This is a genomic window from Rheinheimera soli (assembly GCF_031457405.1).
Lineage (GTDB): Bacteria > Pseudomonadota > Gammaproteobacteria > Enterobacterales > Alteromonadaceae > Pararheinheimera > Pararheinheimera soli_A.
Map to the genome: position 1 here is coordinate 273,894 of NZ_JAVDWR010000002.1, position 24,573 is coordinate 298,466.

Here is a 24,573-nt window from a genome sequence, read left to right on the forward strand (position 1 = left end):
TTATGCAAGTTAAAGACTTTTCTTTTGAGCTGCCAGAGCAGCTAATCGCACGTTTTCCTAAAGCAGAACGTTCCAGCAGTCGTTTATTAAAAATGCAGCGCCGGACTGGTGAGTTATCCCATCTGGTGTTCACTGATTTGCCTGGACAACTCAATAGCGGCGATTTATTGGTATTTAACAATACCCGGGTGATCCCAGCCCGCTTATTCGGTCAAAAAGAATCGGGTGGCAAAGTAGAAATTCTGGTGGAGCGGGTGCTCGATACTCAGCGCTTTTTGGCGCATGTACGCGCCAGTAAGGCCCCTAAGCCAGATAGCATTATTCTGGTCGATGACAACACCCACCTAAAAATGCTGCAGCGCCACGATACCTTGTTTGAGCTGGAGCTGTTAGGGGAAGAGCCTTTATTGACTATGTTAGACAGGTTGGGCCATATGCCGTTGCCACCTTACATAGACAGACCAGACAGCGACGAAGACAAGCAGCGTTATCAGACTGTTTATAACCAGAAACCTGGTGCTGTAGCAGCGCCAACAGCGGGTTTGCATTTTGATGAGCCTTTACTGGCAGAGCTGAAAGCCAAAGGCATAGAGTTCGCTTATGTCACTTTGCATGTTGGGGCTGGTACTTTTCAGCCGGTGCGGGTGGATAATGTGCTGGATCACCAGATGCATGCTGAATACATCGAAGTCGAGCAGGCCGTGGTAGATGCTATTCATGCCTGTAAAGCGCGTGGTAACAGAGTAGTGGCTGTGGGGACTACATCGGTGCGTTCTCTGGAATCTGCGGCTCAAATTGCATTACAGCAAGGCAAAGACTTACAGCCATACAGCGGCGACACTAAAATATTTATCTACCCGGGTTACCAGTTTCAGGTGATTGATGGTTTGGTCACTAACTTTCATTTGCCAGAATCCACATTGATTATGCTGGTCAGTGCTTTTAGTCAAAAAGACTATGTAATGCAGGCCTATCAAACTGCGATAGAGCAGGAGTATCGTTTTTATTCCTATGGCGATGCGATGCTGATCCTCTAAATCCTCCTTAATGTCGCCTCTGGTCATTGATACTCAGGCTTCAATGACAGGGCGGTGCTGCTTAAAGGTGGGGTTTGGCCTTTTGTTCTGCTACAATCGGGCGCGAAAAAAGCCGGACTGTTTTTCTGGCAGAGACTGAGGTAGAACGTGAAATTTGAATTATTAAAAACCGACGGCAAAGCCCGTCGTGGCCGTCTTGTATTCGAGCGCGGCATTGTTGAAACTCCTGCATTTATGCCTGTGGGCACTTATGGCACAGTCAAAGGCATGACGCCTGAAGAACTGGAAGCCACTGGTGCACAAATCTGCTTAGGCAATACCTTCCATTTAATGCTGCGTCCTGGCACTGAAATCATCAAAAAACACGGTGATTTGCATGATTTTATGCACTGGCACAAACCTATTTTGACTGACTCTGGTGGTTTTCAGGTGTTCAGTTTAGGTGAGCTACGCAAAATAAAAGAAGAAGGTGTGACCTTTCGTTCGCCTTTGAACGGCGAAAAAATCCTGTTAACTCCTGAGCGTTCTATGCAGGTGCAACGTGATTTAGGCTCAGACATAGTGATGATTTTTGACGAATGTACGCCGTACCCTGCCACAGAGCAGCAAGCGAAAAAGTCGATGGAAATGTCTCTGCGCTGGGCTAAACGCAGCAAAGATGAACACGGTGATAACCCATCCGCTTTGTTTGGCATTATTCAGGGCGGTATGTACCCTGAACTGCGTGACATCTCCTTGCAAGGTCTTGAAGATATTGGTTTTGATGGTTATGCCATTGGTGGTTTGTCTGTGGGTGAGCCGAAAGAGGATATGATTAAAATCCTTAACCACACCACAGGTCAGATGCCACAGCACAAGCCTCGTTATTTGATGGGGGTAGGCAAACCGGAAGACATAGTGGAAGCGGTGCGTCGTGGTATAGATATGTTTGACTGTGTCATGCCAACCCGTAATGCCCGTAATGGCCATTTGTTTGTCAGTACCGGTGTGATTAAGATCCGCAATGCAAAACACAAGGACGATCCCTCTACTTTAGATGCAGAATGTGATTGCTACACTTGTAAAAATTATTCCCGGTCATATCTACATCATCTGGACAGATGCAATGAGATTTTGGGTGCGCGCCTGAATACCATCCACAATCTGCATCATTACCAGAAATTAATGCAAAGTTTGCGTGCAGCTATTGCTGAACAAAAGCTGGAAGAATTTGTGGCTGAGTTTTACCAGAAAAGGGGCATGGATGTGCCGCCGCTGGAAGCAAGCCTTTTAGAACAATAAGATTTCATTTTTAAAACTTTTAATTTAAAACTTTAGGGGACATGTGATGAGTTTATTTATTTCCAATGCATACGCCAACGCACCAGCTACAGCACCTGCAGGTGGTGGTTGGGATTTACTGATTATGTTAGCTGCCTTTGGTTTGATCTTTTATTTCCTGATCTACCGCCCGCAAGCTAAACGTGTAAAAGAGCATAAAAATCTGATGTCTGCGTTAGGCAAAGGCGATGAAGTCTTAACCCAAGGTGGTTTAGTTGGCCGTATTGCAAAAATTGCTGACGATAAAGATTTTGTTGCTATCGCATTAAACGAGACCACCGAAGTCACAGTGCAGAAATCTGCTATCGCTGCCGTACTGCCGAAAGGCACGATGAAATCACTGTAAAAGGATTTTAATGTGTTAAACCAGAATTCCATCTGGCGGTACTTAGTGGTGATCATCGTGATGGGCGTCAGCATGCTGTACGCCCTGCCGAATTTGTATCCCAATGATCCGTCCATACAAATCAATGCAAGCCGTGGTGCTGATGTCACTCAGCAAACCGTGGATGAATTGCAAAAAGCTTTTACTGAACAAGGGTTAACACCTAAGTCAGCTGTATTGGAAAAAGGCCAGGTGCTGGTTCGCTTTTTAAACACTGAAGATCAGTTAAAAGCACGTGAAGTTGCCAATAAGACGTTAGGCGACAACTTCGTTACTGCATTAAATCTCGCTCCGGCAACACCAGCCTGGCTGGATGCTATAGGTGCAGCTCCAATGAAGTTGGGTCTGGACTTGCGTGGTGGTGTGCACTTCCTGATGGAAGTGGATATGAAAACCGCTATGGAAAAAAACGTCAATGATTTAGTGCTGGTGTACCGTACTGATCTGCGTGAAGCCAAAATTCGTTACCGCGCTGTGACTGCTGATGTGCCTAATTTAAAGGTGAATCTGAGTTTCCGTACCGCTGACGATTTAGCTGCGGCCAGAACCTTGTTAAGTGGTAAAGACCGCGACATGACTTTTACTGAAACCGATGATCTGACATTGACCGCCGGTTTTAGTGAAATCAAAGTAAAAGCATTACGTGAAGATGCGGTAGCCCAAAACATCACTATTATTCGCAACCGTGTTAATGCTATTGGGGTGGCTGAACCTTTAGTGCAACGTCAGGGCGCTGAACGTATTGTGGTTCAATTGCCAGGTGTGCAGGACACTGCCCGCGCCAAAGAAATTTTAGGTGCAACTGCCACTCTTGAATTCCGTATGGTAGACGAAGCTGGGGATTTGCAAAGTGCGATAGAAGGCCGTGTGCCACCTAATGCGCAGTTGTACAATGACCGTGCTGGACGTCCCGTGTTGCTGCAAAAACGAGTGATGCTGACAGGTAACCATATTATTGGTGCCAACAGCAGCTTCGATGAATACAGCCGTCCTCAGGTGAATATTGATCTGGATGCCAAAGGCGGCAATACCTTCTCGCAGGCGACCAAAGAAGCTATTGGTAAGTCGATGGCTACTGTTTTTATTGAATACAAGCCTACCGACAAAAAAGATGCACAGGGACGCACTATCCTTGAGAAAAAAGAAGAAGTGATCAACGTGGCTACTATTCAGGCGCGTTTAGGTCGCAGTTTCCGTATTACTGGTGTAGACAGCCCGGCTGAAGCACAAAACCTGGCCTTGTTATTACGTGCCGGTGCTTTGATTGCTCCTATTCAGATTGTCGAAGAACGCACCATAGGCCCAAGCCTGGGTCAGGAAAACATTGAGCTGGGTACCAACGCTATTATGGTGGGTATGTTGCTGACTGTTATTTTTATAGCCTTCTACTACAAGTGGGTAGGGGTGGTCGCTAACCTGGCATTAGCCAGCAATGTGGTACTGTTGATTGGTGTGTTGTCTATGGTGCCTGGCGCTACTCTGACCTTGCCTGGTATGGCCGGTATCTTATTAACCATAGGTATGGCTATTGATGCCAACGTACTGATTAACGAGCGCATTCGTGAAGAACTGGCCAATGGTCGTTCCGTACAACAAGCCATTCATGAAGGCTATAACAGAGCTTTTGCCACTATTACCGACTCCAACTTCACCACCTTTTTAGTGGCGTTGATTCTGTTTGGTTTAGGTTCTGGCCCGGTCAAAGGTTTTGCCGTGACTTTAGCCATAGGTATTATCACCTCTATCTTTACTGCTGTGACCGTGTCCAGATTGTTTGTCAATCTGATTTGGGGTGGCCGTAAAGTTGAAAAACTACCTATATAAGGAATTATGATGAAGTTTCTTGATTTTAAAGAACCGCTTAACTTTATGCGTTTCAAATCGCCAGCCATCATATTTTCTTTGTTGCTGGTCGTTGGTGCGTTATTCAGTATTTTCACCAAAGGCATTAACTTTGGTCTGGATTTTACCGGCGGTATAGTGGTTGAGGCTGGTTTTGAGCAACAGGCTGACTTGCCAAAAATACGAACTGCCTTAGCTGCTGATGGTTTTCCTGATGCGGTGGTGCAGTATTTTGGTACCTCGACTGAAGTGATGATCCGTATCGCACCACGCGACGATGTAGACCAGGCTGTGGTGGGTGAGCAGATTATTGCTTCTATCCAGAAAGTGGAAGAAGGTGAAGTCACCAAGCGCCGTGTGGAGGTTGTTGGTGCTGCTATAGGTGATGAACTGAAAGATGACGGTATGTTGGCTTTATTAGCCTCTTTTATCGGCATCATGATGTATGTGGCCTTCCGCTTTGAATGGCGGTATTCAGTAGGCTCCGTTGTGGCGTTAATTCACGACGTGATCATCACTGTAGGTATGTTTTCGATCACAGGTATGGAGTTTGATTTAACCGTATTAGCGGCCTTATTAGCGCTGGTGGGTTACTCAATCAACGACACCATAGTGGTATTTGACCGTATCCGGGAGATGTTCCGTAAACTGCGTGAAGCTACAGTCGAAGAGACGGTGAATGAAGCTATTACCTCCACATTGAGCCGTACTACTATTACATCAGGTACCACAGCTTTGTCGCTGGTTGCACTGTTTTATTTAGGCGGCCCTTTGTTGCATGGTTTTGCTGCCGCCTTGTTGTTTGGTATTGCCATTGGTACTTATTCTTCAATTTACGTAGCAAGTTCTGTTGCTGTGTTGTTAGGCGCATGCCGTGAAGATTTATTACCTGAAGTGATTGAAAAAGAAGGTGAGAATACTCCTTCGCTTTAATGACGGGATTATAGCTGTCAAGAAAGGCCGGTTTCCGGCCTTTCTTTTTTGAAACAGAAATAAAGATTTATTCTGCATAAACTGTTTGCTTATTATTTGCTCGCATTCTTGATTATCTATTTGATTTTATTCGATTTATCTAAAATCCTTTCTCCTTGCTTGCATGGCTAAGCAGTTTTTTATCAAAATTATCCGGCTAAAGATGGCATAAAACTGCATGCTTTATCATTTTGCCTGCCTCTGGTCAGATCAGTTTGATTTTAGCGCTTGGCGCACTGCATAAAACTTGTTATAACAGACGTGTAGAGCTCTGTTGTTGAAGTTTTCAGCAGTCTGAGCCGGACAGGCATACCCTACAAAAGCGCCTGACGGCACGGTGAAAACATTGGAATGAGTTCTGCAGTACTGTGGTGTCTCACTGGTACGATCTGAAAATTAGTGGTTCTAAAGGACAGGCTTGCTCTTTAGAATGAGCCACCTTTTTGGGTTGCACCACAGCTCATGGCAAATAGAAGATAACAGCCCACAGGGCATACTTACTCATGGAACCTCTTACCTATGTCAGACTTTCGAGAACAGGCGCTTAAGTATCACGCCGAGCCTAAACCAGGCAAAATCAGTATTGAAATCAGTAAACCTGCTGAAACAGTCAGAGATCTCGCTTTGGCTTACAGCCCAGGTGTGGCTGAGCCTGTGCGTGAAATAGCGAATAACATTGATGATGTCTACAAGTACACAGGCAAAGGCAATCTGGTGGCTGTGATCACCAATGGCACTGCCATTTTAGGTTTAGGTAACTTAGGCCCTATGGCCTCTAAACCAGTGATGGAAGGTAAAGCTCTGCTGTTTAAGCGTTTTGCCGGATTAGACTCCATCGATATTGAAGTCACTCACCGTACTACTGAAGAGTTTATTGATACCGTAGCCAATATAGCCGATACCTTTGGTGGCATTAATCTTGAAGACATTAAATCGCCTGAGTGCTTTGAGATTGAAAAAGAGCTGATCCGGCGTTGCAATATTCCGGTATTTCATGATGACCAACACGGCACAGCCATAGTCACAGCCGCAGGTTTGCTGAACGCTTTGGAAATTCAGGGTAAAGACATCAGCAAAGTGGTGATCGTTTGTTTAGGTGCTGGTGCAGCCGCTATTGCCTGTATGGAGCTGTTGATCAAATGTGGCGCTAAGCGTGAACATATTTATATGCTCGATACCAAAGGTGTGATCCACACCCGCCGTAACGATTTAAACAAATACAAAGAGCTGTTTGCTAATAACACGGACAAGCGCACACTGGAAGAGGCAATGGAAGGCGCCGATGTGTTTGTTGGTGTGTCAGGACCAGATGCTCTGCCAGCAGCAGCCTTAAAACTAATGGCTGATAAACCTGTTATTTTTGCCTGCTCTAACCCGGATCCGGAAATTAAGCCTGAACTGGCGCATGCTCAGCGTAGTGATTTAATTATGGCGACAGGCCGCTCTGATTATCCGAATCAGGTCAACAATGTCTTGTGTTTCCCTTTCATTTTCCGTGGTGCTTTGGATGTTCGCGCCAAGGTGATTAACGACGAAATGAAACTTGCTGCAGTGCAGGCTATTCGCTCTATCGCTAAAGAGCCGGTATCGCAGGCTGTGTTAACAGCTGCTCAGGTTGATACACTGGAGTTTGGTGCAGACTATATTATTCCAAAGCCAATGGACCCACGTTTATTATCCCGCGTTGCCCGCGCAGTCGCAGAAGCGGCCGTGGCCTCAGGAGTGGCTCGTTTGCCCATGCCTGAAAATTATATGCAGTAATACCCTTCGTACTTGAAGCTGCAGCTTTGTTGACTTCGAGCTCTCGCCCCAGTCACATAGGTAAACTATGCTCCTGGGGTCTCACACTCTTGTCGCCTCCCTGCAACTCCAATTACTTTGGGTATACCTGGGGCCTGAGTCAGAACTCAGGCCCCAGTTTTATTTATTCTTCGTCTGATTCCGCTTCCTGGATCACAGGAATTGGCTTACCCATACTGGTTAAAATATTACGCACTTCCACAGGAATTTGGTGTGGATTGTCTTTGCGTAAATCTTCATCGGCAGGCAAAGGCTGACCAGTGAAGGCATGCAGAAAAGCTTCGCACAATAATTCGCTGTTGGTGGCATGACGCAGGTTATTTACCTGACGGCGGGTTCTTTCATCTGTTAACACTTTTAATACGTTCAACGGGATAGAGACTGTAATCTTTTTCACCTGTTCGGACTTCTTTCCGTGTTCCGCATAAGGGTGAACATACTCACCATTCCACTTTGCCATAGGGATACCTTGATTGAATTTAGTTATATGGTCTGTTGACCTTTGCTACGTTGTCGCGCACGTACACGTAATTAAACGAAATTTTACTTCTTTATACTCCCGAGTACAAACACTGTGCAAGATTTAATCGTATAGACGTCTAAATGTTTTGACTTCTTAGTTTTGCTGAGTATACTTTTAGACGTCTAAACATCTAAATTTGAGGTTTTTTATGAGCAAACAACACTCAGCCACAGTAGCTGCCCGTGCCGGAATAGCGCAGGACTCTGCTTATGGTGCTGTTACGCCACCTTTGTATTTAACCTCAACTTATGAACTCAAAGCCTTTAAGCAGCCGGGCAAATATGATTATTCGCGCTCGAATAACCCAACACGGGATTTATTAGGTGATGCCCTGGCAGAACTGGAAGGCGGTGCTAAAGGTTTAATCACTGGCACTGGCATGTCAGCCTGCCTGCTGGCGCTGCAATTGATTAGCCCGGAAGATACCTTAGTGATCCCCCATGATTGTTATGGTGGCAGCTATCGTTTATTCCTGAATTTGGCCACTCGCAAAAAAGCCTTTCAACTGGTAGTGGTTAATTTCCAGCAAGCTGACTGGGCAGAACAAATTAAAGCAGCACAGCCTAAAATGATTTGGGTCGAAACCCCAAGTAATCCGCTGCTGCAAATTACCGATGTCAAAGCTACGGCTGAATTGGCAAAAACACTAAATGCTATCCTGGTGGTGGATAACACCTTCTTATCACCTGCTTTGCAAAACCCTATAGCCTTAGGTGCTGACATAGTGGTTCATTCAACCACTAAATTTATTAATGGCCATAGCGACATAGTAGGTGGTGCTTTAATCACCAAAGACGCTGCCGTAGGTGATGAGCTGAAATGGTGGGCGAATTGTTTAGGTGTAACTGGTGGTGCTTTTGATGCCTACCAGACTTTACGTGGCCTGCGGACTTTATTGCCTCGTATTAAACAACATCAGCACAATGCAGAGCTGGTGGTCGATTTCTTGCAAAAACAGCCGCTGGTTGACCGTGTCTATTACCCTGGCTTAAAAGATCATCCGGGTCATGCCATTGCCAAAGCACAGCAACATGGTTTTGGTTCCATGCTGAGTTTTGATCTGGCCGCCGATGAAGTCTACTTAGCTGTATTTTTTGAAGCCCTGCAGTGTTTCACTCTGGCACAGTCTTTAGGTGGCATTGAAAGCTTAATTTGCCACCCTGGTTCTATGACTCACGCCTCTTTAGATGCCGCCACACAAAAAGCGGCTGGCATAGGCCCAACCTTAATTCGTTTATCTGTGGGTATTGAAGATATTCAGGATTTGATCGCCGATCTGGCACAGGCTTTTGCTGCAGTAGATGCAGCTATAAAGCAAAACAACCCAACAGAAAAAGTTCAGTCAGAGCCAGCAACAGCAGATGCAGCCTTAGCAAAAAACGAACAGCAACAATTCAGATTAAATCCGGCACTTAGTGTTTTATGGTGAATTTTATGAGCAGTACAGTGAAGAATCAAAACACAGTGCATAAATTTGGCGGCAGCAGCTTAGCCAGTGCTGAGCGTTTTTCTGCAGTCGCCGCTATTGTGGCAAAAGAACCAGAAGCCTGGGTGGTGGTATCCGCACCTGGTGACACCACAGATGAGTTATTGGCTTTAATCGACAGCCGTGAGCAGCCAGAGCTTTTTGCGACATTGTTACAGCAACTGACTGAAAAGCTGAGCCTGCTCATTCAGCGTACTTTAAATGAACAGAATGCTGCGACTCTAACCGGCAGAGTACAAAGTTGGTTAGCGGAAGTGCCTGGCTTTTTAGCTAGTGCTCAGTTTAACGATGTATTGGCGATAGGTGAGCGTTTATCCAGTCAACTATTGGCGGCTTTATTGAGTCAGCAAGGCTTAAAAGCATGCGCTATAGATGCCCGTGATTTTTTACGTCTGGACGGCAGTGAAGTGCACTACGAAGTGTCTTCTTCATGGCTGGCGCCTTTTGAAACCTCTGGCATTAAAGTAGTGACTGGTTATATAGCCCGTGATTTACAAGGCAACAGCATCACCTTAGGCCGTAATGGTAGCGACTACTCCGCTACTATTGTAGGCCGCCTTGTTAAAGCTCAGGCTATTCATATCTGGACTGATGTGGATGCAATTTACAGTGCTGACCCTCGTAAAGTGCCTTCGGCCCGGGCTTACCGTCAGGTGCCATGGCAACAGGCCTTAACTTTGGCCCAGTTGGGTAATCCGGTATTGCATGCCAAAACTTTGAGTCCTTTATTGGATGCGCCTGCCGATTTAATAGTTCGCAGCAGTTTTGAGCCAAATCATCCAGGCTGTAAAGTCAGCCAGCAAGCCGCTATTGAAGTACAATTTTTAACTGACTTAGCACAGGCTGCTTTAGTCACTGTTCCTGCAAGTTGTAAATTAAGTGCTGCAGCTGTGGCTTCCGCCTTACAAATTACCGTCTTTGCAGCACCTAAAGCTGCGGATCAGTGGATAGTGGCCAGCAATCAGGTGGATACCTTGTTAAGTTATCTGGCCGGTCAGCAGGTCTTTGCACGGGTGAATCCTCAGGCCTTTCATGCAGTGGTTTGGGTGAAACCTGCAGCCCGCCAGCAAAAACAAGTCAATGCTGCAGCTGGTCGTTGGTTAGACCGTCAGCAAGCAACTTTTAGTTTTGAAGACGAACAGCTGGCGTTGTGGTTGTTCCAAAGCGCTTTAACATCTTTGGAACTGACTGAGCTACATCAATTATTACTGCCAACTCAAGTACAACTGAATATAGTCGTGGCAGGCACTGGTAATGTGGGCGCTGAGTTTTTAGCTTTATTGGCGAAGCAGCAACAAGCTTTTTCTGGTCAGATCAATTTAAAACTGGCTGGTTTATTTAATTCCCGTCAGGCGCTTTTTGCTGAAAAAATTGATATCCATCACTGGCAACAGGCACTGTCTTTGGCTCCTGCTTATACTGAAGCAGAGCTGGAATTGGCACTTACGCAGTTGCCTGAACCTAAAGTGCTTGTGGATTTAACCCCAAGCCGTGCTTTTGCCGAACGTTATCCGCAGTTTATTCATGCAGGTTTAGATTTAATCAGTGCCAATAAACAAGGGGTGACTTTGCCTTTGGCGCAGTATCAGCAGATCAAACAAGCGGCGGAACAGCAGCAGGTGCAGTGGCTAAGTAATACCACAGTAGGAGCCGGTTTACCTGTACAACGTTTATTGCAGGAATTGAGAAGCAGCGGCGATACAGTGCATCGCATCAGCGGTATTTTCTCCGGTACTTTATCCTGGTTACTGGCGAAATTTGACGGCAGCAAAGCTTTTTCCGACTTTGTGTTGGAAGCTCAACACTTAGGTTTAACTGAACCTGATCCACGGGACGATTTATCAGGTAAAGATGTACAACGTAAATTGCTGGTGCTGGCCCGTGAACTGGATTTAGCTTTGGATATTGATCAGATTGAATTGGAGCCTTTGTTACCCGCTTCTTTAAGTGGTGGCAGTATTGAAGGCTTCTGGGCCGGGCGTGAAGTTCTTGATCAGGAATTAGCTACGCTACAGCACAAAGCTCAGGCGGCGGGTAAAGTGTTACGTTATGTCGCCGATTTAAGAATAGAAGCAGGCAAGGCCAAAGCACAGGTGTCTTTAGTAGCTGTAGAGCAGACTGACCCGCTGGCGGCCATTTTGCCTTGTGACAATATTTTTGTCATTGAGTCCGACTGGTATCAACAGAATCCATTAGTGTTAAAAGGCCCTGGCGCTGGTCGTCAGGTGACGGCTGGTGGTGTACATGCCGATTTAGCCATTTTAGCCAAACAAAAAATTGCCGCTGCCAAAGCAGCTAAACATAGTCAGGCTCAGGCCGCAGCCTGGGTGAAGTGAGAAATAATATGTCTTTTGTCAGCGCACAGTATTTAGAATCTATTAACCGCAACCTGCAGGATGTTGCAGGCAAGGTCAACGTCAGCTTTGAGTTTTTCCCGCCAAAAACAGAGCAGATGGAAAACACTTTATGGCAATCGATTGAACGTTTAGCGCCTTTGGCACCTTCTTTTGTTTCTGTGACTTATGGCGCAAACTCAGGTGAACGTGACCGTACACACGACATTATTAAGTCGATTAAACAGCGTACCGGTTTAATAGCGGCACCGCATTTAACCTGCGTCGATGCCAGCCGTAGCGAACTTGAGCGTATTGCCAAAGACTACTGGGACAATGGCATTCGTCATATTGTCGCTTTGCGTGGTGATTTGCCGCCTGGCAATAAAGAAAAACCAGCTTTGTACGCCGCGGATTTAGTCGAAATTTTACGTTCAGTGGCGGATTTTGATATTTCAGTGGCGGCATACCCTGAAGTACACCCTGAATCGCCGAATGCTCAGTTTGATTTACTGAACTTAAAACGCAAAATTGATGCCGGTGCATCCCGTGCTATTACCCAGTTCTTTTTTGAACCGGAAAAATACTTACGCTACCGCGACCGCTGTGCCGCTATTGGTATAGATGTGGAAATTGTACCGGGCATTTTACCTGTGACGAACTTCCAGCAACTGACCAAATTCGCCACCATGACCAATGTAGCTATACCTGGCTGGATGAACAAAGCCTATGAAGGATTGGATCAAGACGCAACCACCCGTAATCTGGTGGCTGCCAATATAGCCATGGATATGGTGAAAGTATTAAGCCGTGAGGGAGTGAATCATTTCCACTTCTACACCTTAAACCGCTGCGAATTGAGTTATGCTATTTGTCATTTGTTAGGTGTAAGACCTCAGGTCGCAGTCGCGTGATCTGATCCACAGAGTTAAACTAACGCCAGCATCCATAGCTGGCGTTTTTGTATGAATAAGATGACAGGCAACATAACTGACAGATGTTTTTTAAGTCTGAAGTTCAGCACGGAACAACAACAGCTATTACAGCATTATCAGCAGCCTGAACTGAGTGCAGATGCCAAATGGCACCCGATTAACAATCTGCATCTGACGCTGGTGTTTTTAGGCCAGCAACCTTTAGCTGTGCAACAGCAGTTATGGTCACAAAGCCTGAAATTGCTGCGCCAGCTGCCGCCTTTTGAGCTCTGTTTTGACGCGCTGGATCAGTTCAGGCAGGCCAAAGTATTATATCTGGCTATCTCTCAACCTACTGAAACTCTGACTTTATTACAACAGCAACTGCAGCAGCTGGCTTTGCCTTTTCTGAATGCCCCTGCACCGGAAATTTTTGTGCCTCATGTCACCCTTGCACGTAAGTTTCAGTCTGCAGCTGTTTTCCCATTTGCGGTTAAACCTTTAAGCCTGCTTTGTACAGAAGTGGCTTTGTACCATTCCATCAGCACTGAACAGGGTGTCCTCTATCAGCCGGTTCAGACTTATACTTTAGTCCCAAAGGCCTGAATCTTTACACTAGATCAACACCTTAGCAGCTAGACTTAGTTACACTCAGCTTGTGTTTTACTACCGGACGGATTCAGATGTCGCACCGCTCTTATTTGTTTTCTTTGCGTATCGGTCATGCGCTGCGGGAATGTCTGGCCGAAGGTTATAGCTTTGGTGCTTTTAAGCTGGATCTGCTGGCTGGTATCACAGTGGGTATTATTGCTATTCCGCTGGCGATGGCGCTCGCTATTGCCAGTGGCGTGCCGCCGCAATATGGTTTGTATACCGCTGTAATCGCAGGTTTTCTGATAGCCCTGACCGGTGGCTCGCGCTACAGCATCAGCGGGCCTACTGCCGCTTTTGTGGTTATTTTGTACCCTGTAGCCCAAAGTTATGGTTTAGCGGGCTTGCTGCTTGCCACCATTTTGTCTGGAGTGATGCTGATTATCATGGCGGCCATGCGTTTTGGCCGTTTTATTGAATACATCCCTGAAGCTGTGACTTTAGGTTTTACCAGCGGTATTGCTGTGGTCATTGCTACTTTGCAAATGAAAGACGTCTTTGGTTTACCGATAGACAAGCTGTCACAACATTATCTGGAAAAATTACAGCAGCTGTCTTTAGCTATGCCTGAACTGCACTGGCCGTCCTTGCTGGTCGCTGCTGTTACTTTAGCTGTGATGTGGCTCTGGCCAAAACTCAAATTACCCTTGCCACCGCATTTACCAGCCATAGTGATAGCGACAGCTTTGGCTTTAGCGCTGGCTCATTTTGGATTGGAGATGGATACCATAGGCAGTCGATTTAGTTATCTGTTGCCTGATGGCTCGCAAGGACAGGGCATTCCCGCTGTATTACCCGAGCTGACCTGGCCCTGGTTACAGGCAGGCCCTGATGGCCAGGCACTGCAGTTCAGCACCCAAATGGTAAAAGACTTATTGGCTGCAGCTTTTGCAATGGCCATGTTAGGCGCTATTGAGTCTTTGCTTTGTGCCGTAGTTTTGGATGGTATGACAGGGCGCAGACACAGCGCTAACAGTGAATTATTGGGCCAGGGCATAGGCAATATAGTAGCGCCTTTTTTAGGCGGCTTTACTGCAACAGCTGCTTTAGCCCGCTCGGCAGCTAATGTGCGGGCAGGTGCTCAGTCGCCCATAGCAGGCATGATCCATGCGCTGGTGGTGTTATTGGCCTTGTTGGTATTGGCGCCGGTATTGGCTTATTTACCTATGGCAGCTATGGCGGCTTTGCTATTGGTTGTGGCCTGGAATATGAGTGAAGCGCCTAAAGCTGTGCATCTGTTAAAAACAGCACCCCGTAACGACATCATCATTTTTCTGATTTGTTTTGGTTGTACTGTACTCTTTGATATGGTTATTGCCATCAGCTGTGGCATGGTCATCGCCGCTTTTTTCTTTGTCAAACAAGTGGCTGATATGACCCGTGTCGCGGATATCAGCCATAACAGAAAATACCTGACAGAACCTTTGCCTGAAGGCTGGAAAGCATTTCGGATCAGTGGCCCTTTGTTTTTTGCAGCAGCCGACCGGGTATTTGGTGAATTATCGCTAAAACTCAAACAGCAGCAAGGTGCTATTTTAGTGATGGATGCTGTTACTTTAATGGACGCAGGTGGGCTCTCCGCTTTTACTAAACTGGTCAGTCTGGCAGAGAAACAGGGGATTCATTTATTGGTGACAGACTTAAGCTTCCAACCGCTAAAAACTCTGGCCAAAGCTAAGGTGCAACCATTAGCTGGTATTTTGAGTTTTTATTCAACTTTGCCTGAAGCTCTGAATAGCCTGCCGGGCAAGAACATCGATCCTCAAGGCGAAGCTGTGGGTTTATGATCACGCGCAGTAATTTAACCGCATCTCTTATTCCGACTTCTGCGCTGGGGCATTTTGGTCTAAGCTGTGGTCTTTCTGCAGTGGATCTGGTGCTTGTTTGAATTTATGAATTAAATAAAATAAAAATTCACTAATTCAGCATAATAATTCTTGAAACTGCATGACGAAGCCACTACACTGACCACACTTTTTTGGCGTGGCCTTAATTTATTATTTTTTGTTTTCGGAGACTCAGCGACCTATGTCCACTCAATCCACTTCCCCTGGCTCCAAACTGCGCAGCGCTGTATTAGGTGCTGCCGGTTATAGCGGCGCCGAGCTGGCCGTTATGTTGGCACGGAACCCGTATTTTGAGCTGAGCTACGCTTTTGCTTCCGCAGGCCGAACTGCTGAGCCTTTTTCTAATTTATATCCACGTTATCAAGGTGTTGTGGATGTGGTGGTGCAACCATGGACGGATGATTTAGTCGAAGAGCTGGCAAGTAAACTGGATGTGGCTTTTTTAGCTTTACCGCACGAAGTCAGTGAAGCTGTCACACCTTTGTTACTGGCGAAAGGCATAGCCGTCTTTGATTTATCCGGCGCTTTCCGTTTAAAAGACCCGGCTTTGTATCCTAAATATTATGGCTATGAGCATCAGCATCCTGAACTCTTGGATCAAGCTGTGTATTCACTGATGGAGTGGCTGGATAAGCCGTTGCCACAGCTGGTGTCTGTACCAGGTTGTTACCCAACAGCTTGTTCGCTGGCGTTATTGCCTTTATTAAAAGCGGGTTTAGTGGCCGATGGCTGTATTCCTGTGATTAACGCCACCAGCGGTGTATCAGGTGCAGGTCGTAAAGCTGCATTAAGCACGTCATTTTGTGAAGTAGGTCTGAATGCTTATGGTTTCTTTAAACACAGACACAGACCTGAAATTGAGCAGAACTTAGGCCGTAAAGTGGTATTCACGCCGCATTTGGGCAACTTTAAGCGGGGCATTCTTGCCACCAGCGTGGTGACGTTAAAATCAGGAGTCACTGCCGAACAAGTGGCTTCAGCTTTCCAGCAGGCTTATGCAGCTAAGCCATTAGTGCGTTTAGTGAAGCATTCACCCAATGTAGCTGATGTAGCGGGCACACCATTTTGTGATATCTACTGGCAACAGGATGGTGAGCAACTGGTGATAGTCTCCTGCATTGATAACTTACTCAAAGGTGCTGCGGCTCAGGCGATGCAGGCGGCCAATATCAAATTTGGCGCTGCTGAAACTGCAGGTTTATTTGCAGGAGCAGCAGAATGAACCAGACGCCTTTAGTTCTTAAAATGGGTGGCCGTTTATTACAGGATCAGGCCGCTTTAGATGCCTTATTAAAAGTCTGTGCCCAGTTAAAAACTCAGTATCCGATAATACTGGTGCATGGCGGTGGTGATCAGGTGGATCAGTGGTTGGCTAAATTTGGTTTTACGACTGAAAAAATTGATGGCCAACGGGTATCTCCAGCAGAACAAATGCCTGTGATCACCGGTGCTTTAGATGGCGCAGTGAATGCGGATATGGTGGCGCGGGCTACCTTGCAGGGTTTAAACCCTGTGGGGCTAAGCCTGGCAGCAGGTGGCAGTTTAGCTTTTGATATTAATCATAAATTAGGCGCTGTTGGCATTGCCAAACCTAATAATCCTTTACTGCTGAGCACCTTATTAGCTCAGGGTTTTACTCCTGTATTCAGCTCTATTGGCTTAAGTGCCGATGGTCAGTTACTCAATGTGAATGCCGATATTGCAGCCGCTGCTATTTGCCAGCTGGTGCAAGGCCAGCTGGTCTTATTGACCGATGTGCCAGGTATTTTGGATGCCAGTATGCAGCTTATTCCAACTTTAACTGCAGCCCAAGCGCAGCAACTGGTGCTTGATGGCGTGATTAAAGGTGGCATGAAAGTAAAACTGGATGCTGCGCTGGAAACAGCACAAGTGCTGAAACGTAATATTACAGTGGCAGGATGGCAGCATCCCGACGATTTATTAAAGCTGATGCAACAACAAGCAGTAGGGACTTGCATCGTGTATTGATCCAGAAACAAAACAGCATTTCAATAACTGAAGCTGTTGCAACGATAAGGATGCCGCCTGGCGGACATGCAGTGTGTTTTTATGAGCAAATTAAGCCAGCTTTTATGTTTAGCTGAATTAGATCAGAAGCAATTATCCGACTTACTGGAGCTTGCGCTTCAGATCAAACAAAAGCCAGAGCAGTACGGCTCTGCACTTAAAGGCAAAAGCATTGCCTTGTTGTTTGAAAAACCTTCTTTGCGAACCCGCGTCAGCTTTGATGTGGGTATCAATAAATTAGGTGGTCACAGTGTGTATCTGGATCAGCAAAACGGAGCTATGGGCGTACGCGAATCCGTAGAAGATTTTGGCAGTAACCTGGCCTGTTGGTGTGATGCCATAGTGGCGCGGGTCTATTCTCAGAAAACATTAGTGCAGCTTGCGCAAAGCAGCAAAAAACCAGTGATTAACGCACTGAGTGATTTGTACCATCCTTGTCAGGCGCTGGCAGATTTGTTGACGTTAAAAGAGCATTATGGCGATTTAAGCAAAGTGCACCTGGCTTTTGTCGGCGACGGTAACAATGTCTGCCACTCGCTGATGTTAGGTGCTGCCATTCTGGGTATGACGCTGACGGTGGTCACACCACAAGGCTTTGGTCCTGATGCTCATGTATTGTTAAAAGCTCAGGTGATGGCAGAGAAAAGCGGCGCTAAACTGACCTTGAGTCAGCATGTGTCAGCTGCTGCAGGTGCAGATGCTATTTACACCGATACCTGGTTGTCTATGGGGGCTAAGGCCGATCCTAAACAAGTCGAGAACCTGTTTGCACCTTATCAAATCAACACTGCAGTGATGCAGCGTTTAGCAGTCAAACATTTTATGCATTGCCTGCCTGCTCACCGTGGCCAGGAAGTGACCAGCGAAGTGCTGGACAGTGATAATTCGCTGGTGTTGCAACAGGCAGAAAACCGTATGCACGCTCAGAATGCAGTATTAGTCAGTTTATTTAGTTGAGGTTGGACATGAGTATTAAGAAAGTAGTGTTAGCGTATTCAGGTGGTTTAGACACATCAGCCATTGTGCCTTGGTTAAAAGATAACTACGATTGTGAAGTCATAGCTTTTGTCGCCAACGTTGGGCAGGGTGATGAAGAACTGGCTGGTGTGGAAGAAAAAGCCATTAAGTCAGGTGCCAGCTCTTGTTACGTGGTGGACCTGCGTGAAGAACTGATCAAAGAAGTGATTTATCCAACGTTAAAAACAGGTGCAGTGTATGAAGGCCAGTATTTGCTGGGTACTTCAATGGCGCGCCCTGTGATTGCACGTGCTCAGGTTGAACTGGCACTGAAATTAGGTGCTGATGCTTTATGCCACGGTTGTACTGGTAAAGGTAATGATCAGGTGCGTTTTGAAGGTGCTTTTGCTGCCTTAGCACCGCAGTTAAAAGTGATAGCGCCATGGCGTGAATGGCAATTTAACTCACGTCAGTCTCTGCTCAATTACCTGGCTGAGAAAAATGTGCCTACCACAGCTTCTGCCACCAAAATTTATAGCCGTGATGCCAACTTATGGCATATCTCGCACGAAGGTGGTGAGATTGAAAATCCATGGAATGAACCATCAGACCAGATCTGGATGTGGACTAAATCTCCAGAGCAGGCGCCGGATAAAGCTGAACATGTACAGCTGAGTTTTGAAAAAGGCGAACTGACCCAATTAAACGGTGAAGCCGTAGCTCCAATTAAAGCCATTGAAGTGTTGAACGCTATTGGTTCAGAGCATGGTATTGGCCGTATCGACATCGTTGAAAACCGTTTAGTGGGCATGAAATCCCGTGGCTGTTACGAAACGCCTGGCGGCACTATTTTAGTGGCGGCCTTACGTGCTTTGGAGTCGTTGGTGTATGACCGTACTTCACTGAAATACCGTGAAGAAGTCGGCTTGGAGTTTGCTCAGTTGGTGTACGATGGCCGTTGGTTCACGCCGTTAAAAGATGCCTTGTTAGCCGCTGCTACTTCACTTGCTGATCAACTGACAGGTGACATAGTAGTCAAACTGTACAAAGGCAACGTGACGGTAACGCAACGCCGTTCACCCAACAGCCTGTACTCTGAAGCTTTTGCGACTTTTGAAGGCGATGAAGTGTACAACCAAAAAGATGCTGCAGGTTTTATCCGCCTGTACAGCTTAGCCAGCCGTATTCGTGCTTTGCATAGCAAAGGTTAAGCTCCTGGCGTAATTATTCGGGCGGCTACCAGGCCGCCCATTCTATTTGGATAAGAGGTATTTATCATGGCGATGTGGGGTGGTCGGTTTACCGAAGCCAGTCTGGCCGAGTTCAGTGAATTTAATGACTCATTAAGTTTTGATTATCTGTTGGCGCAACAGGATATTCAGGCCTCCCGTGCCTGGACCATAGGCTTGCTTGAAGCCAGTATTATTACGGCCGCTGAAGCTGAGCAGCTGGATCATGCTTTGACTGATTTAGCTTTAGCTTTGGAATCTAATCCTAAGCTGCCGTTGCAAACGCAGGAAGAAGATATTCATAGCTGGGTGGAAGCTCAGTTACAGCAAAAAATTGGTGCTGTGGCGAAAAAGCTGCACACTGGCCGCAGCCGTAACGACTTAGTGGCAACCGACTTACGTTTGTGGACCAAACTGAATGCCAGTCAGATTCGCAGCACTTTAATCACCGCCATAGGTGCATTGATTACTTTTGCTGATGCGCATTTTGGTGCTGTGATGCCGGGTTTTACTCACCTGCAACGGGCTCAGCCTGTGCTGGTCAGTCACTGGGCTTTGGCTTACATCGAAATGTTTAAACGGGATTTAAGCCGTATTGACGATGCTTTAGAGCGGATGGACGTCTGTCCTTTAGGTTGTGGCGCTTTAGCGGGCACTGGTATTCAAATCGACCGCACAGCTTTAGCCCAGCGTTTAGGCTTTAAATCAGCTGCGCTTAATAGCTTAGATGCAGTGTCTGATCGGGATTATGTGGTTGAGCTGTCTGCCACAGCCTCTTTGTGTATGACGCATTTATCGCGTTTATCTGAAGATGTGATTTTCTTCTGCTCAGGCGAAGCCGCTTTCTTTAAGCTGGGCGATGCCATCAGCAGTGGCTCGTCGTTGATGCCACAAAAGAAAAACCCCGATGTGTTTGAGTTATTACGTGGCAAAACTGGCCGGGTGTTGGGTCATTTAGTGGCTATTTTGCATGTGCTCAAAGGTTTGCCGCTGGCGTACAACAAAGATATGCAGGAAGACAAACAAGGCTTTTTTGACTTAATCGCAAGCTGGCAACAATGCTTGCTGGTGCTGGCCACCGTATTGCCACATTTATCGGTTAATGTAGAACGTTGCCGCTTAGCTGCCGAGCTGGGCTACAGTAACGCCACTGATTTGGCCGATTATCTGGTGGGTAAAGGTATCGCCTTCCGTGATGCTCATGAACTATCCGGTGAGTTGGTGCTGGTGGCTTCAAAGCAGCAAAAACCGCTGGAAGCTTTGGCTTTAGCTGAAATGCAGCAGGTGTCCGCGTTAATAAGCAATGATGTCTATGCTGCGTTGACTATTGAAGCAGGTCTGGCCAAACGTGCTTCTTTAGCAGGCACCAGTCCTGACAGAGTCAAAGAAGCGTTAGACGCGACTAAATTCTGGTTTGAGGCCTTATAATTCAAAGCCTTGTTATTCAAAACCTTAGTGAAAAGCCGGACAGTAGTCCGGTTTTTTTTCCGGCAACGCCTTCGGAAGTTTGGCTATACTTTAAAAAAATTGGGTGGGTCAGACGCTGATGACAAGGTGGATCTTTTTGTGTTTTGTGGCAACAGTGCAAGCCACGCCTTTAGTCAAAGCCGGAAACCCGACTAATTTCAGTCTGTCTTTACCCGGTGCCACAGTGCCAGTCGGCTATGATGCATTTTTATTACGTTGTATCGAGCAGCAAAGCCGTATGCAGTTTGACTGGAAAAGTTACCCCAATAACCGTCTGTTTCATCTGGTCAAAACGGGGGAGTTGGATTTAGTCTACCCAGCTTTGTTTGATGCTGAACGTGATAAAAAGTCGGTGCGCTCCATCGAATTTGTCACAGTGAATAATATATGGTTGACCTTGCCAGATTCTGAAGTGGATCTGACAGACAAGAGTATTGCTGTTTCGGTAAAGCGTGGTTCTTTGCAGGCCAGCTATCTGGAAAAAGCAGGTTATACCAATGTGGTTTATGTTGAAGAATTTGATAAGCAACTAGCAACTCTGGACGCCAGAAGGGTGGATGCTGCTTTGATCCCAGACCTGTCGTTAAAGGCGCTGCTGTCTGATCGCAGTCCGGTTTACCGTCAGCACATTTTTAATACCACATCTGGTGGTTTTTATCTGAGTAAAGAATTTGCCAAACATCATCTGCACTCTGTGAATCAGGCTATTCTGCTTTGTCAGCAACAAATTTCAAAGCCAGCGTTGCCCGATGAATAGCCTGATTAACGGTCAGATTTTATTGAGAAAGAGCCTGCTTCGCCTGAAAGTCTAATTCAGCTTTGAGTTCAACCGGCAGTTTGAGCTGGCGTGCCAACTCCTGCAAATAAGCTCCTTCCATATAGTTTTGTTCATTGACCACCAATAAACTTGCCAGATACATCTCAGCGGCCAGTTTCTGTGTGGTCGCAGCTTTTGCAAAAGGTAAAAAAAAGGCCGCTACAACGCGGCCCTGGACGACAACAAATCAAATCAGACTAGCTCAGAACAATTCTATTTCGTCCTGCTGTTGCTGATTATTTTGGGTTGGCAATTGTTGCACTGAGGAGTTCACATAAGTCTTGGGTTCAGTACCTTGCTTAAAAAACTCGAAGCCACTGCTGTTATCTGTCGCCTGAGTTAACAAACCTGTTTTCAGGTCAATACGTACTGAGGTGATGCCCACTGGTGGCTGTATATATACTTGTGGTCGAGCTTTGAGGGCAAAGCCAACAAATTCCTGCCAGGCAGGTAAGGCGGTTTTAGCGCCGGATTCACCACCAGCAATCTGATCTTTGCCTAAATTATTATTCCAGGCGGTTTTACCTAAGCGACTTTCAGCGTCATCAAAACCTACCCATGATGTCACTACAAGTTCAGGGGAAAAACCAGAGAACCATGCGTCTTTTACATCATTGGTGGTGCCTGTTTTACCTGCTAAATCCTGTCGTTTTAGCTCTCGTAATCTGTGAGCAGTTCCCAGCCAGCCAGTGCCTGCTTTCCAGTCACCGCCACCCCAAATAGAGCTTTTCAGCGCGTCAGCAATTAAAAAGGCATTTTGTGCGGATAAGACTCTGGGGGCGTAAGCCGGAACTTTGACCTCTGGTTGCTCTGCTGCAGTGGCTTCAGTTGCTGTAACTTGTTCTGCGAAAGTTGCTTCTAACAAAGCTTCAGGATCTGCAGATCTGGCAACTAAAGCCGCAGCCGCAGCGGCTTCTTCTGCAGCTTTGGCTGCCAAAGCCTGTTGTTCACATTCAGCGCAAACCGGCACAGGAATATGCTCGTAAATCAGGTTGTTTTGATCATCCAGAATTTTAGTGATGACATAAGGCTTGACTAAAAAACCACCGTTAGCAAATACCGCATAACCAGTCGCCAATTCCAGCGGAGTTAAAGACGCAGAACCCAAAGCCAGGGTTTCACTGTGCGGCAGATCTTTTTCTCTGAAGCCAAATTTAGTCAGATGTTGGCGGGTGTTTTCTATACCCACTGCTCGCAATAAACGTACTGCGACCACGTTTTTTGATTTGGCTAAAGCTTCACGGATCCGGATAGCGCCGTCATACACTTCAGGAGAGTTTTTTGGCCGCCATGCCTGATTTGAACCTTCATCCCATTGATGAATAGGTGCATCATTCATCAAGGTTGCCAGTGTCAGATTCTCTTCTAAAGCGGCAGAGTAGATAAAAGGTTTAATGTTGGAGCCGACCTGACGGTTGGCCTGAGTGGCACGGTTAAACTGTGTCATTGCAAAGCTATAACCACCAACTAAGGCTTGTACTGCGCCATCTTTAGGACTGATAGCCACTATAGCGCCACTGACGCCTGGAATTTGGCCTAAACGCCATTCGCCTGCATCAGGGCGTACCAACACATGCATACCAGGAGCTAATACATCAGCTGCAGCTTTAGGTGGATGGCTTTGTCTGTCATGGCTGATAAAAGCTCTGGCCCAGTTTAATCCTTGCCATGGCAGAGTGATTTTACGACCCCCGGATAAAATAGCTTCGGCTTGCTGACCTGAAACTCCGGTAATCACGGCCGGAACTAAATCTTCCAGACCATGTTGTGTATCCAGATAGGCAAGAATGGCTTCATCTGACAGGCGGTCTGTTTCAACAAATTTAACTGAACCATCGTTCTGGGGTTGAGCTTTGCTTTGCCATAAAGTTGCGACAGGCCCACGGTAGCCATGGCGCTCGTCGTAGCCGACGACATTTTTTTGCACTGCTGCTACAGCTTTGCCCTGTAATTTAGAATCTACAGTGGTAAATACCTGAAAACCTTTGGAATAGGCTTCTTCTTCGCCAAATTTGTCGACCACTTCCTGGCGGACCATTTCTGCTACATAAGGCGCTGATGCGGTAATCTGAGCACCATGAAGTTTGGATAAAATAGGTTCCTGCAGCGCTTCGTCATACTGAGCCTGAGTGATATAACCTTCATTCAGCATACGGCCCAGTACTATATTACGCCGGGCCCGTGCGCGGCTTGGCGAACGAACCGGATTTAATACTGAAGGGCCTTGGGGTAAACCGGCAATAATAGCCATTTCAGATAAAGTTAAATCCTGAATATTTTTACCAAAATACACTTGCGCTGCAGCACCCACACCAAAAGAGCGATGACCCAACTCAATTTTGTTTAAATAGAGTTCAAGAATTTCGTCTTTGGTGAGTTCCTGTTCAATACGTAAAGCTAAAAAGATTTCTTTAATTTTACGGATCAGCTTTTTCTCGCGGGTCAGGAAAAATACACGAGCTAATTGCTGAGTAATAGTACTGGCACCTTGTCTGGCTTCACCGCTCATAGCGACCACAGTAAAAGCACGGAACATACCAATCACATCAATGCCAGGATGTTCATAGAAGCGGTTGTCTTCTGTGGCCAGCACGGCTTTGAGCAGCAAATCAGGCATTTCTTCCAGTTTTAACGGAATACGGCGTTTTTCACCAAATTGTGAAATAAGTTCACCGTCCTGACTAAAGACACGCATCGGTGTTTGCAGCTTTACATCTTTTAATGTAGCCACACTTGGCAGGTCATCTTTGACATACCAATAACTCGCCGCAACTGTAGCTACAACGGAAAAAGCACCTGCAATCACCAGAATGATTAGTTTTTTAAACCACGACACTGATTAACCTCAATGTATATTTTCGGATCTAGCGGGACTGCTAGTCTGTTTTTTTTCAAAAAGCTGTTTGCTGACCCTACGCAATCTTGCATGAAACGACTAAGCTCTTGACAGAAGTTCAATATAAAT

At 46.4% G+C, this 24,573-nt stretch carries 19 protein-coding genes and 1 pseudogene; 17 read left to right on the forward strand and 3 right to left on the reverse strand.

What is annotated here, in order from left to right:
• Positions 1 to 2 precede the first annotated feature (2 nt).
• From queA to J2W69_RS05915, 6 genes are all read left to right on the forward strand, one after another.
• Positions 3 to 1,037: a tRNA preQ1(34) S-adenosylmethionine ribosyltransferase-isomerase QueA gene (queA, locus tag J2W69_RS05890; protein WP_310275557.1), complete on the forward strand. Its 1,035-nt coding sequence runs from the start codon at positions 3 to 5 to the stop codon at positions 1,035 to 1,037.
• Between the two features lie 147 nt (positions 1,038 to 1,184).
• Entirely contained in the window at positions 1,185 to 2,318 is a 1,134-nt protein-coding gene (gene tgt, locus J2W69_RS05895) for a tRNA guanosine(34) transglycosylase Tgt (protein WP_310275559.1), read from the forward strand.
• Between the two features lie 46 nt (positions 2,319 to 2,364).
• Complete coding sequence (gene yajC / locus J2W69_RS05900; RefSeq protein ID WP_008900444.1) at positions 2,365 to 2,703, forward strand: preprotein translocase subunit YajC; 339 nt, start codon at positions 2,365 to 2,367, stop codon at positions 2,701 to 2,703.
• Between the two features lie 12 nt (positions 2,704 to 2,715).
• A complete protein-coding gene (secD, locus tag J2W69_RS05905; RefSeq protein ID WP_310275561.1) occupies positions 2,716 to 4,566 on the forward strand; it encodes a protein translocase subunit SecD in 1,851 nt (616 codons plus the stop codon).
• A 9-nt stretch (positions 4,567 to 4,575) separates the two neighbouring features.
• On the forward strand, positions 4,576 to 5,517 hold the full coding sequence (gene secF, locus J2W69_RS05910; RefSeq protein WP_310275563.1) for a protein translocase subunit SecF: 942 nt from the start codon (positions 4,576 to 4,578) through the stop codon (positions 5,515 to 5,517).
• 558 nt (positions 5,518 to 6,075) lie between these two features.
• A complete protein-coding gene (locus J2W69_RS05915) occupies positions 6,076 to 7,317 on the forward strand; it encodes a malic enzyme-like NAD(P)-binding protein (RefSeq protein WP_310275565.1) in 1,242 nt (413 codons plus the stop codon).
• A 163-nt stretch (positions 7,318 to 7,480) separates the two neighbouring features.
• On the opposite strand, the gene metJ is transcribed toward J2W69_RS05915, so the two are convergent.
• Positions 7,481 to 7,816 (reverse strand): met regulon transcriptional regulator MetJ, encoded by a 336-nt coding sequence (metJ, locus tag J2W69_RS05920; protein ID WP_260655934.1) that lies wholly within the window; start codon positions 7,814 to 7,816, stop codon positions 7,481 to 7,483.
• Positions 7,817 to 8,027: 211 nt separating this feature from the next.
• On the opposite strand from metJ, the gene metB reads away from it, so the two are divergent.
• The 11 genes from metB to J2W69_RS05975 all read left to right on the forward strand — a co-directional run bounded on the left by metB (position 8,028) and on the right by J2W69_RS05975 (position 21,548).
• The gene (gene metB, locus J2W69_RS05925) at positions 8,028 to 9,308 is read left to right on the forward strand and encodes a cystathionine gamma-synthase (RefSeq protein ID WP_310275567.1); all 1,281 of its coding nucleotides are present in this window, start codon (positions 8,028 to 8,030) and stop codon (positions 9,306 to 9,308) included.
• A gap of 5 nt (positions 9,309 to 9,313) precedes the next feature.
• On the forward strand, positions 9,314 to 11,701 hold the full coding sequence (gene metL / locus J2W69_RS05930; RefSeq protein ID WP_310275570.1) for a bifunctional aspartate kinase/homoserine dehydrogenase II: 2,388 nt from the start codon (positions 9,314 to 9,316) through the stop codon (positions 11,699 to 11,701).
• A gap of 8 nt (positions 11,702 to 11,709) precedes the next feature.
• Positions 11,710 to 12,612 carry a methylenetetrahydrofolate reductase gene (metF, locus tag J2W69_RS05935; protein WP_310275572.1) on the forward strand — a complete coding sequence of 301 codons (903 nt, stop codon included), beginning with the start codon at positions 11,710 to 11,712 and terminating at the stop codon, positions 12,610 to 12,612.
• A 51-nt stretch (positions 12,613 to 12,663) separates the two neighbouring features.
• Positions 12,664 to 13,218: an RNA 2',3'-cyclic phosphodiesterase gene (thpR, locus tag J2W69_RS05940; protein ID WP_310275573.1), complete on the forward strand. Its 555-nt coding sequence runs from the start codon at positions 12,664 to 12,666 to the stop codon at positions 13,216 to 13,218.
• Positions 13,219 to 13,295: 77 nt separating this feature from the next.
• Positions 13,296 to 15,050 carry a C4-dicarboxylic acid transporter DauA gene (dauA, locus tag J2W69_RS05945; protein ID WP_310275574.1) on the forward strand — a complete coding sequence of 585 codons (1,755 nt, stop codon included), beginning with the start codon at positions 13,296 to 13,298 and terminating at the stop codon, positions 15,048 to 15,050.
• 241 nt (positions 15,051 to 15,291) lie between these two features.
• The gene (gene argC / locus J2W69_RS05950) at positions 15,292 to 16,332 is read left to right on the forward strand and encodes an N-acetyl-gamma-glutamyl-phosphate reductase (RefSeq protein WP_310275575.1); all 1,041 of its coding nucleotides are present in this window, start codon (positions 15,292 to 15,294) and stop codon (positions 16,330 to 16,332) included.
• On the forward strand, positions 16,329 to 17,099 hold the full coding sequence (argB, locus tag J2W69_RS05955; protein WP_310275577.1) for an acetylglutamate kinase: 771 nt from the start codon (positions 16,329 to 16,331) through the stop codon (positions 17,097 to 17,099). The genes argC and argB overlap by 4 nt, the downstream gene beginning before the upstream one ends.
• 81 nt (positions 17,100 to 17,180) lie before the next feature.
• On the forward strand, positions 17,181 to 18,095 hold the full coding sequence (locus J2W69_RS05960) for an ornithine carbamoyltransferase (RefSeq protein WP_310275579.1): 915 nt from the start codon (positions 17,181 to 17,183) through the stop codon (positions 18,093 to 18,095).
• A 2-nt stretch (positions 18,096 to 18,097) separates the two neighbouring features.
• Positions 18,098 to 19,306, forward strand: a complete 1,209-nt coding sequence (locus tag J2W69_RS05965) for an argininosuccinate synthase (RefSeq protein WP_310275767.1) — start codon at positions 18,098 to 18,100, stop codon at positions 19,304 to 19,306.
• Positions 19,307 to 19,372: 66 nt separating this feature from the next.
• Positions 19,373 to 20,752: an argininosuccinate lyase gene (gene argH, locus J2W69_RS05970; protein WP_310275581.1), complete on the forward strand. Its 1,380-nt coding sequence runs from the start codon at positions 19,373 to 19,375 to the stop codon at positions 20,750 to 20,752.
• Positions 20,753 to 20,870: 118 nt separating this feature from the next.
• Positions 20,871 to 21,548, forward strand: a complete 678-nt coding sequence (locus J2W69_RS05975; RefSeq protein ID WP_310275582.1) for a substrate-binding periplasmic protein — start codon at positions 20,871 to 20,873, stop codon at positions 21,546 to 21,548.
• Between the two features lie 19 nt (positions 21,549 to 21,567).
• Here J2W69_RS05975 and J2W69_RS05980 read toward each other — a convergent pair.
• Positions 21,568 to 21,738 (reverse strand): annotated as a pseudogene (locus J2W69_RS05980) (DUF533 domain-containing protein); the annotation flags it as partial.
• Positions 21,739 to 21,810: 72 nt separating this feature from the next.
• On the reverse strand, positions 21,811 to 24,444 hold the full coding sequence (locus J2W69_RS05985; protein WP_310275584.1) for a penicillin-binding protein 1A: 2,634 nt from the start codon (positions 24,442 to 24,444) through the stop codon (positions 21,811 to 21,813).
• Between the last annotated feature and the right edge of the window lie 129 nt (positions 24,445 to 24,573).

Coding starts and splice junctions, on each gene's coding strand:
- argH (WP_310275581.1), top strand. CDS start 19,373: ATGGCGATGTGGGGTGGTCGGTTTACCGAAGCCAGTCTGGCCGAGTTC.
- metB (WP_310275567.1), top strand. CDS start 8,028: ATGAGCAAACAACACTCAGCCACAGTAGCTGCCCGTGCCGGAATAGCG.
- J2W69_RS05915 (WP_310275565.1), top strand. CDS start 6,076: ATGTCAGACTTTCGAGAACAGGCGCTTAAGTATCACGCCGAGCCTAAA.
- secF (WP_310275563.1), top strand. CDS start 4,576: ATGAAGTTTCTTGATTTTAAAGAACCGCTTAACTTTATGCGTTTCAAA.
- metF (WP_310275572.1), top strand. CDS start 11,710: ATGTCTTTTGTCAGCGCACAGTATTTAGAATCTATTAACCGCAACCTG.
- queA (WP_310275557.1), top strand. CDS start 3: ATGCAAGTTAAAGACTTTTCTTTTGAGCTGCCAGAGCAGCTAATCGCA.
- argC (WP_310275575.1), top strand. CDS start 15,292: ATGTCCACTCAATCCACTTCCCCTGGCTCCAAACTGCGCAGCGCTGTA.
- metL (WP_310275570.1), top strand. CDS start 9,314: ATGAGCAGTACAGTGAAGAATCAAAACACAGTGCATAAATTTGGCGGC.
- yajC (WP_008900444.1), top strand. CDS start 2,365: ATGAGTTTATTTATTTCCAATGCATACGCCAACGCACCAGCTACAGCA.
- argB (WP_310275577.1), top strand. CDS start 16,329: ATGAACCAGACGCCTTTAGTTCTTAAAATGGGTGGCCGTTTATTACAG.
- J2W69_RS05975 (WP_310275582.1), top strand. CDS start 20,871: ATGACAAGGTGGATCTTTTTGTGTTTTGTGGCAACAGTGCAAGCCACG.
- metJ (WP_260655934.1), bottom strand. CDS start 7,816: ATGGCAAAGTGGAATGGTGAGTATGTTCACCCTTATGCGGAACACGGA.
- J2W69_RS05960 (WP_310275579.1), top strand. CDS start 17,181: ATGAGCAAATTAAGCCAGCTTTTATGTTTAGCTGAATTAGATCAGAAG.
- dauA (WP_310275574.1), top strand. CDS start 13,296: ATGTCGCACCGCTCTTATTTGTTTTCTTTGCGTATCGGTCATGCGCTG.
- thpR (WP_310275573.1), top strand. CDS start 12,664: ATGAATAAGATGACAGGCAACATAACTGACAGATGTTTTTTAAGTCTG.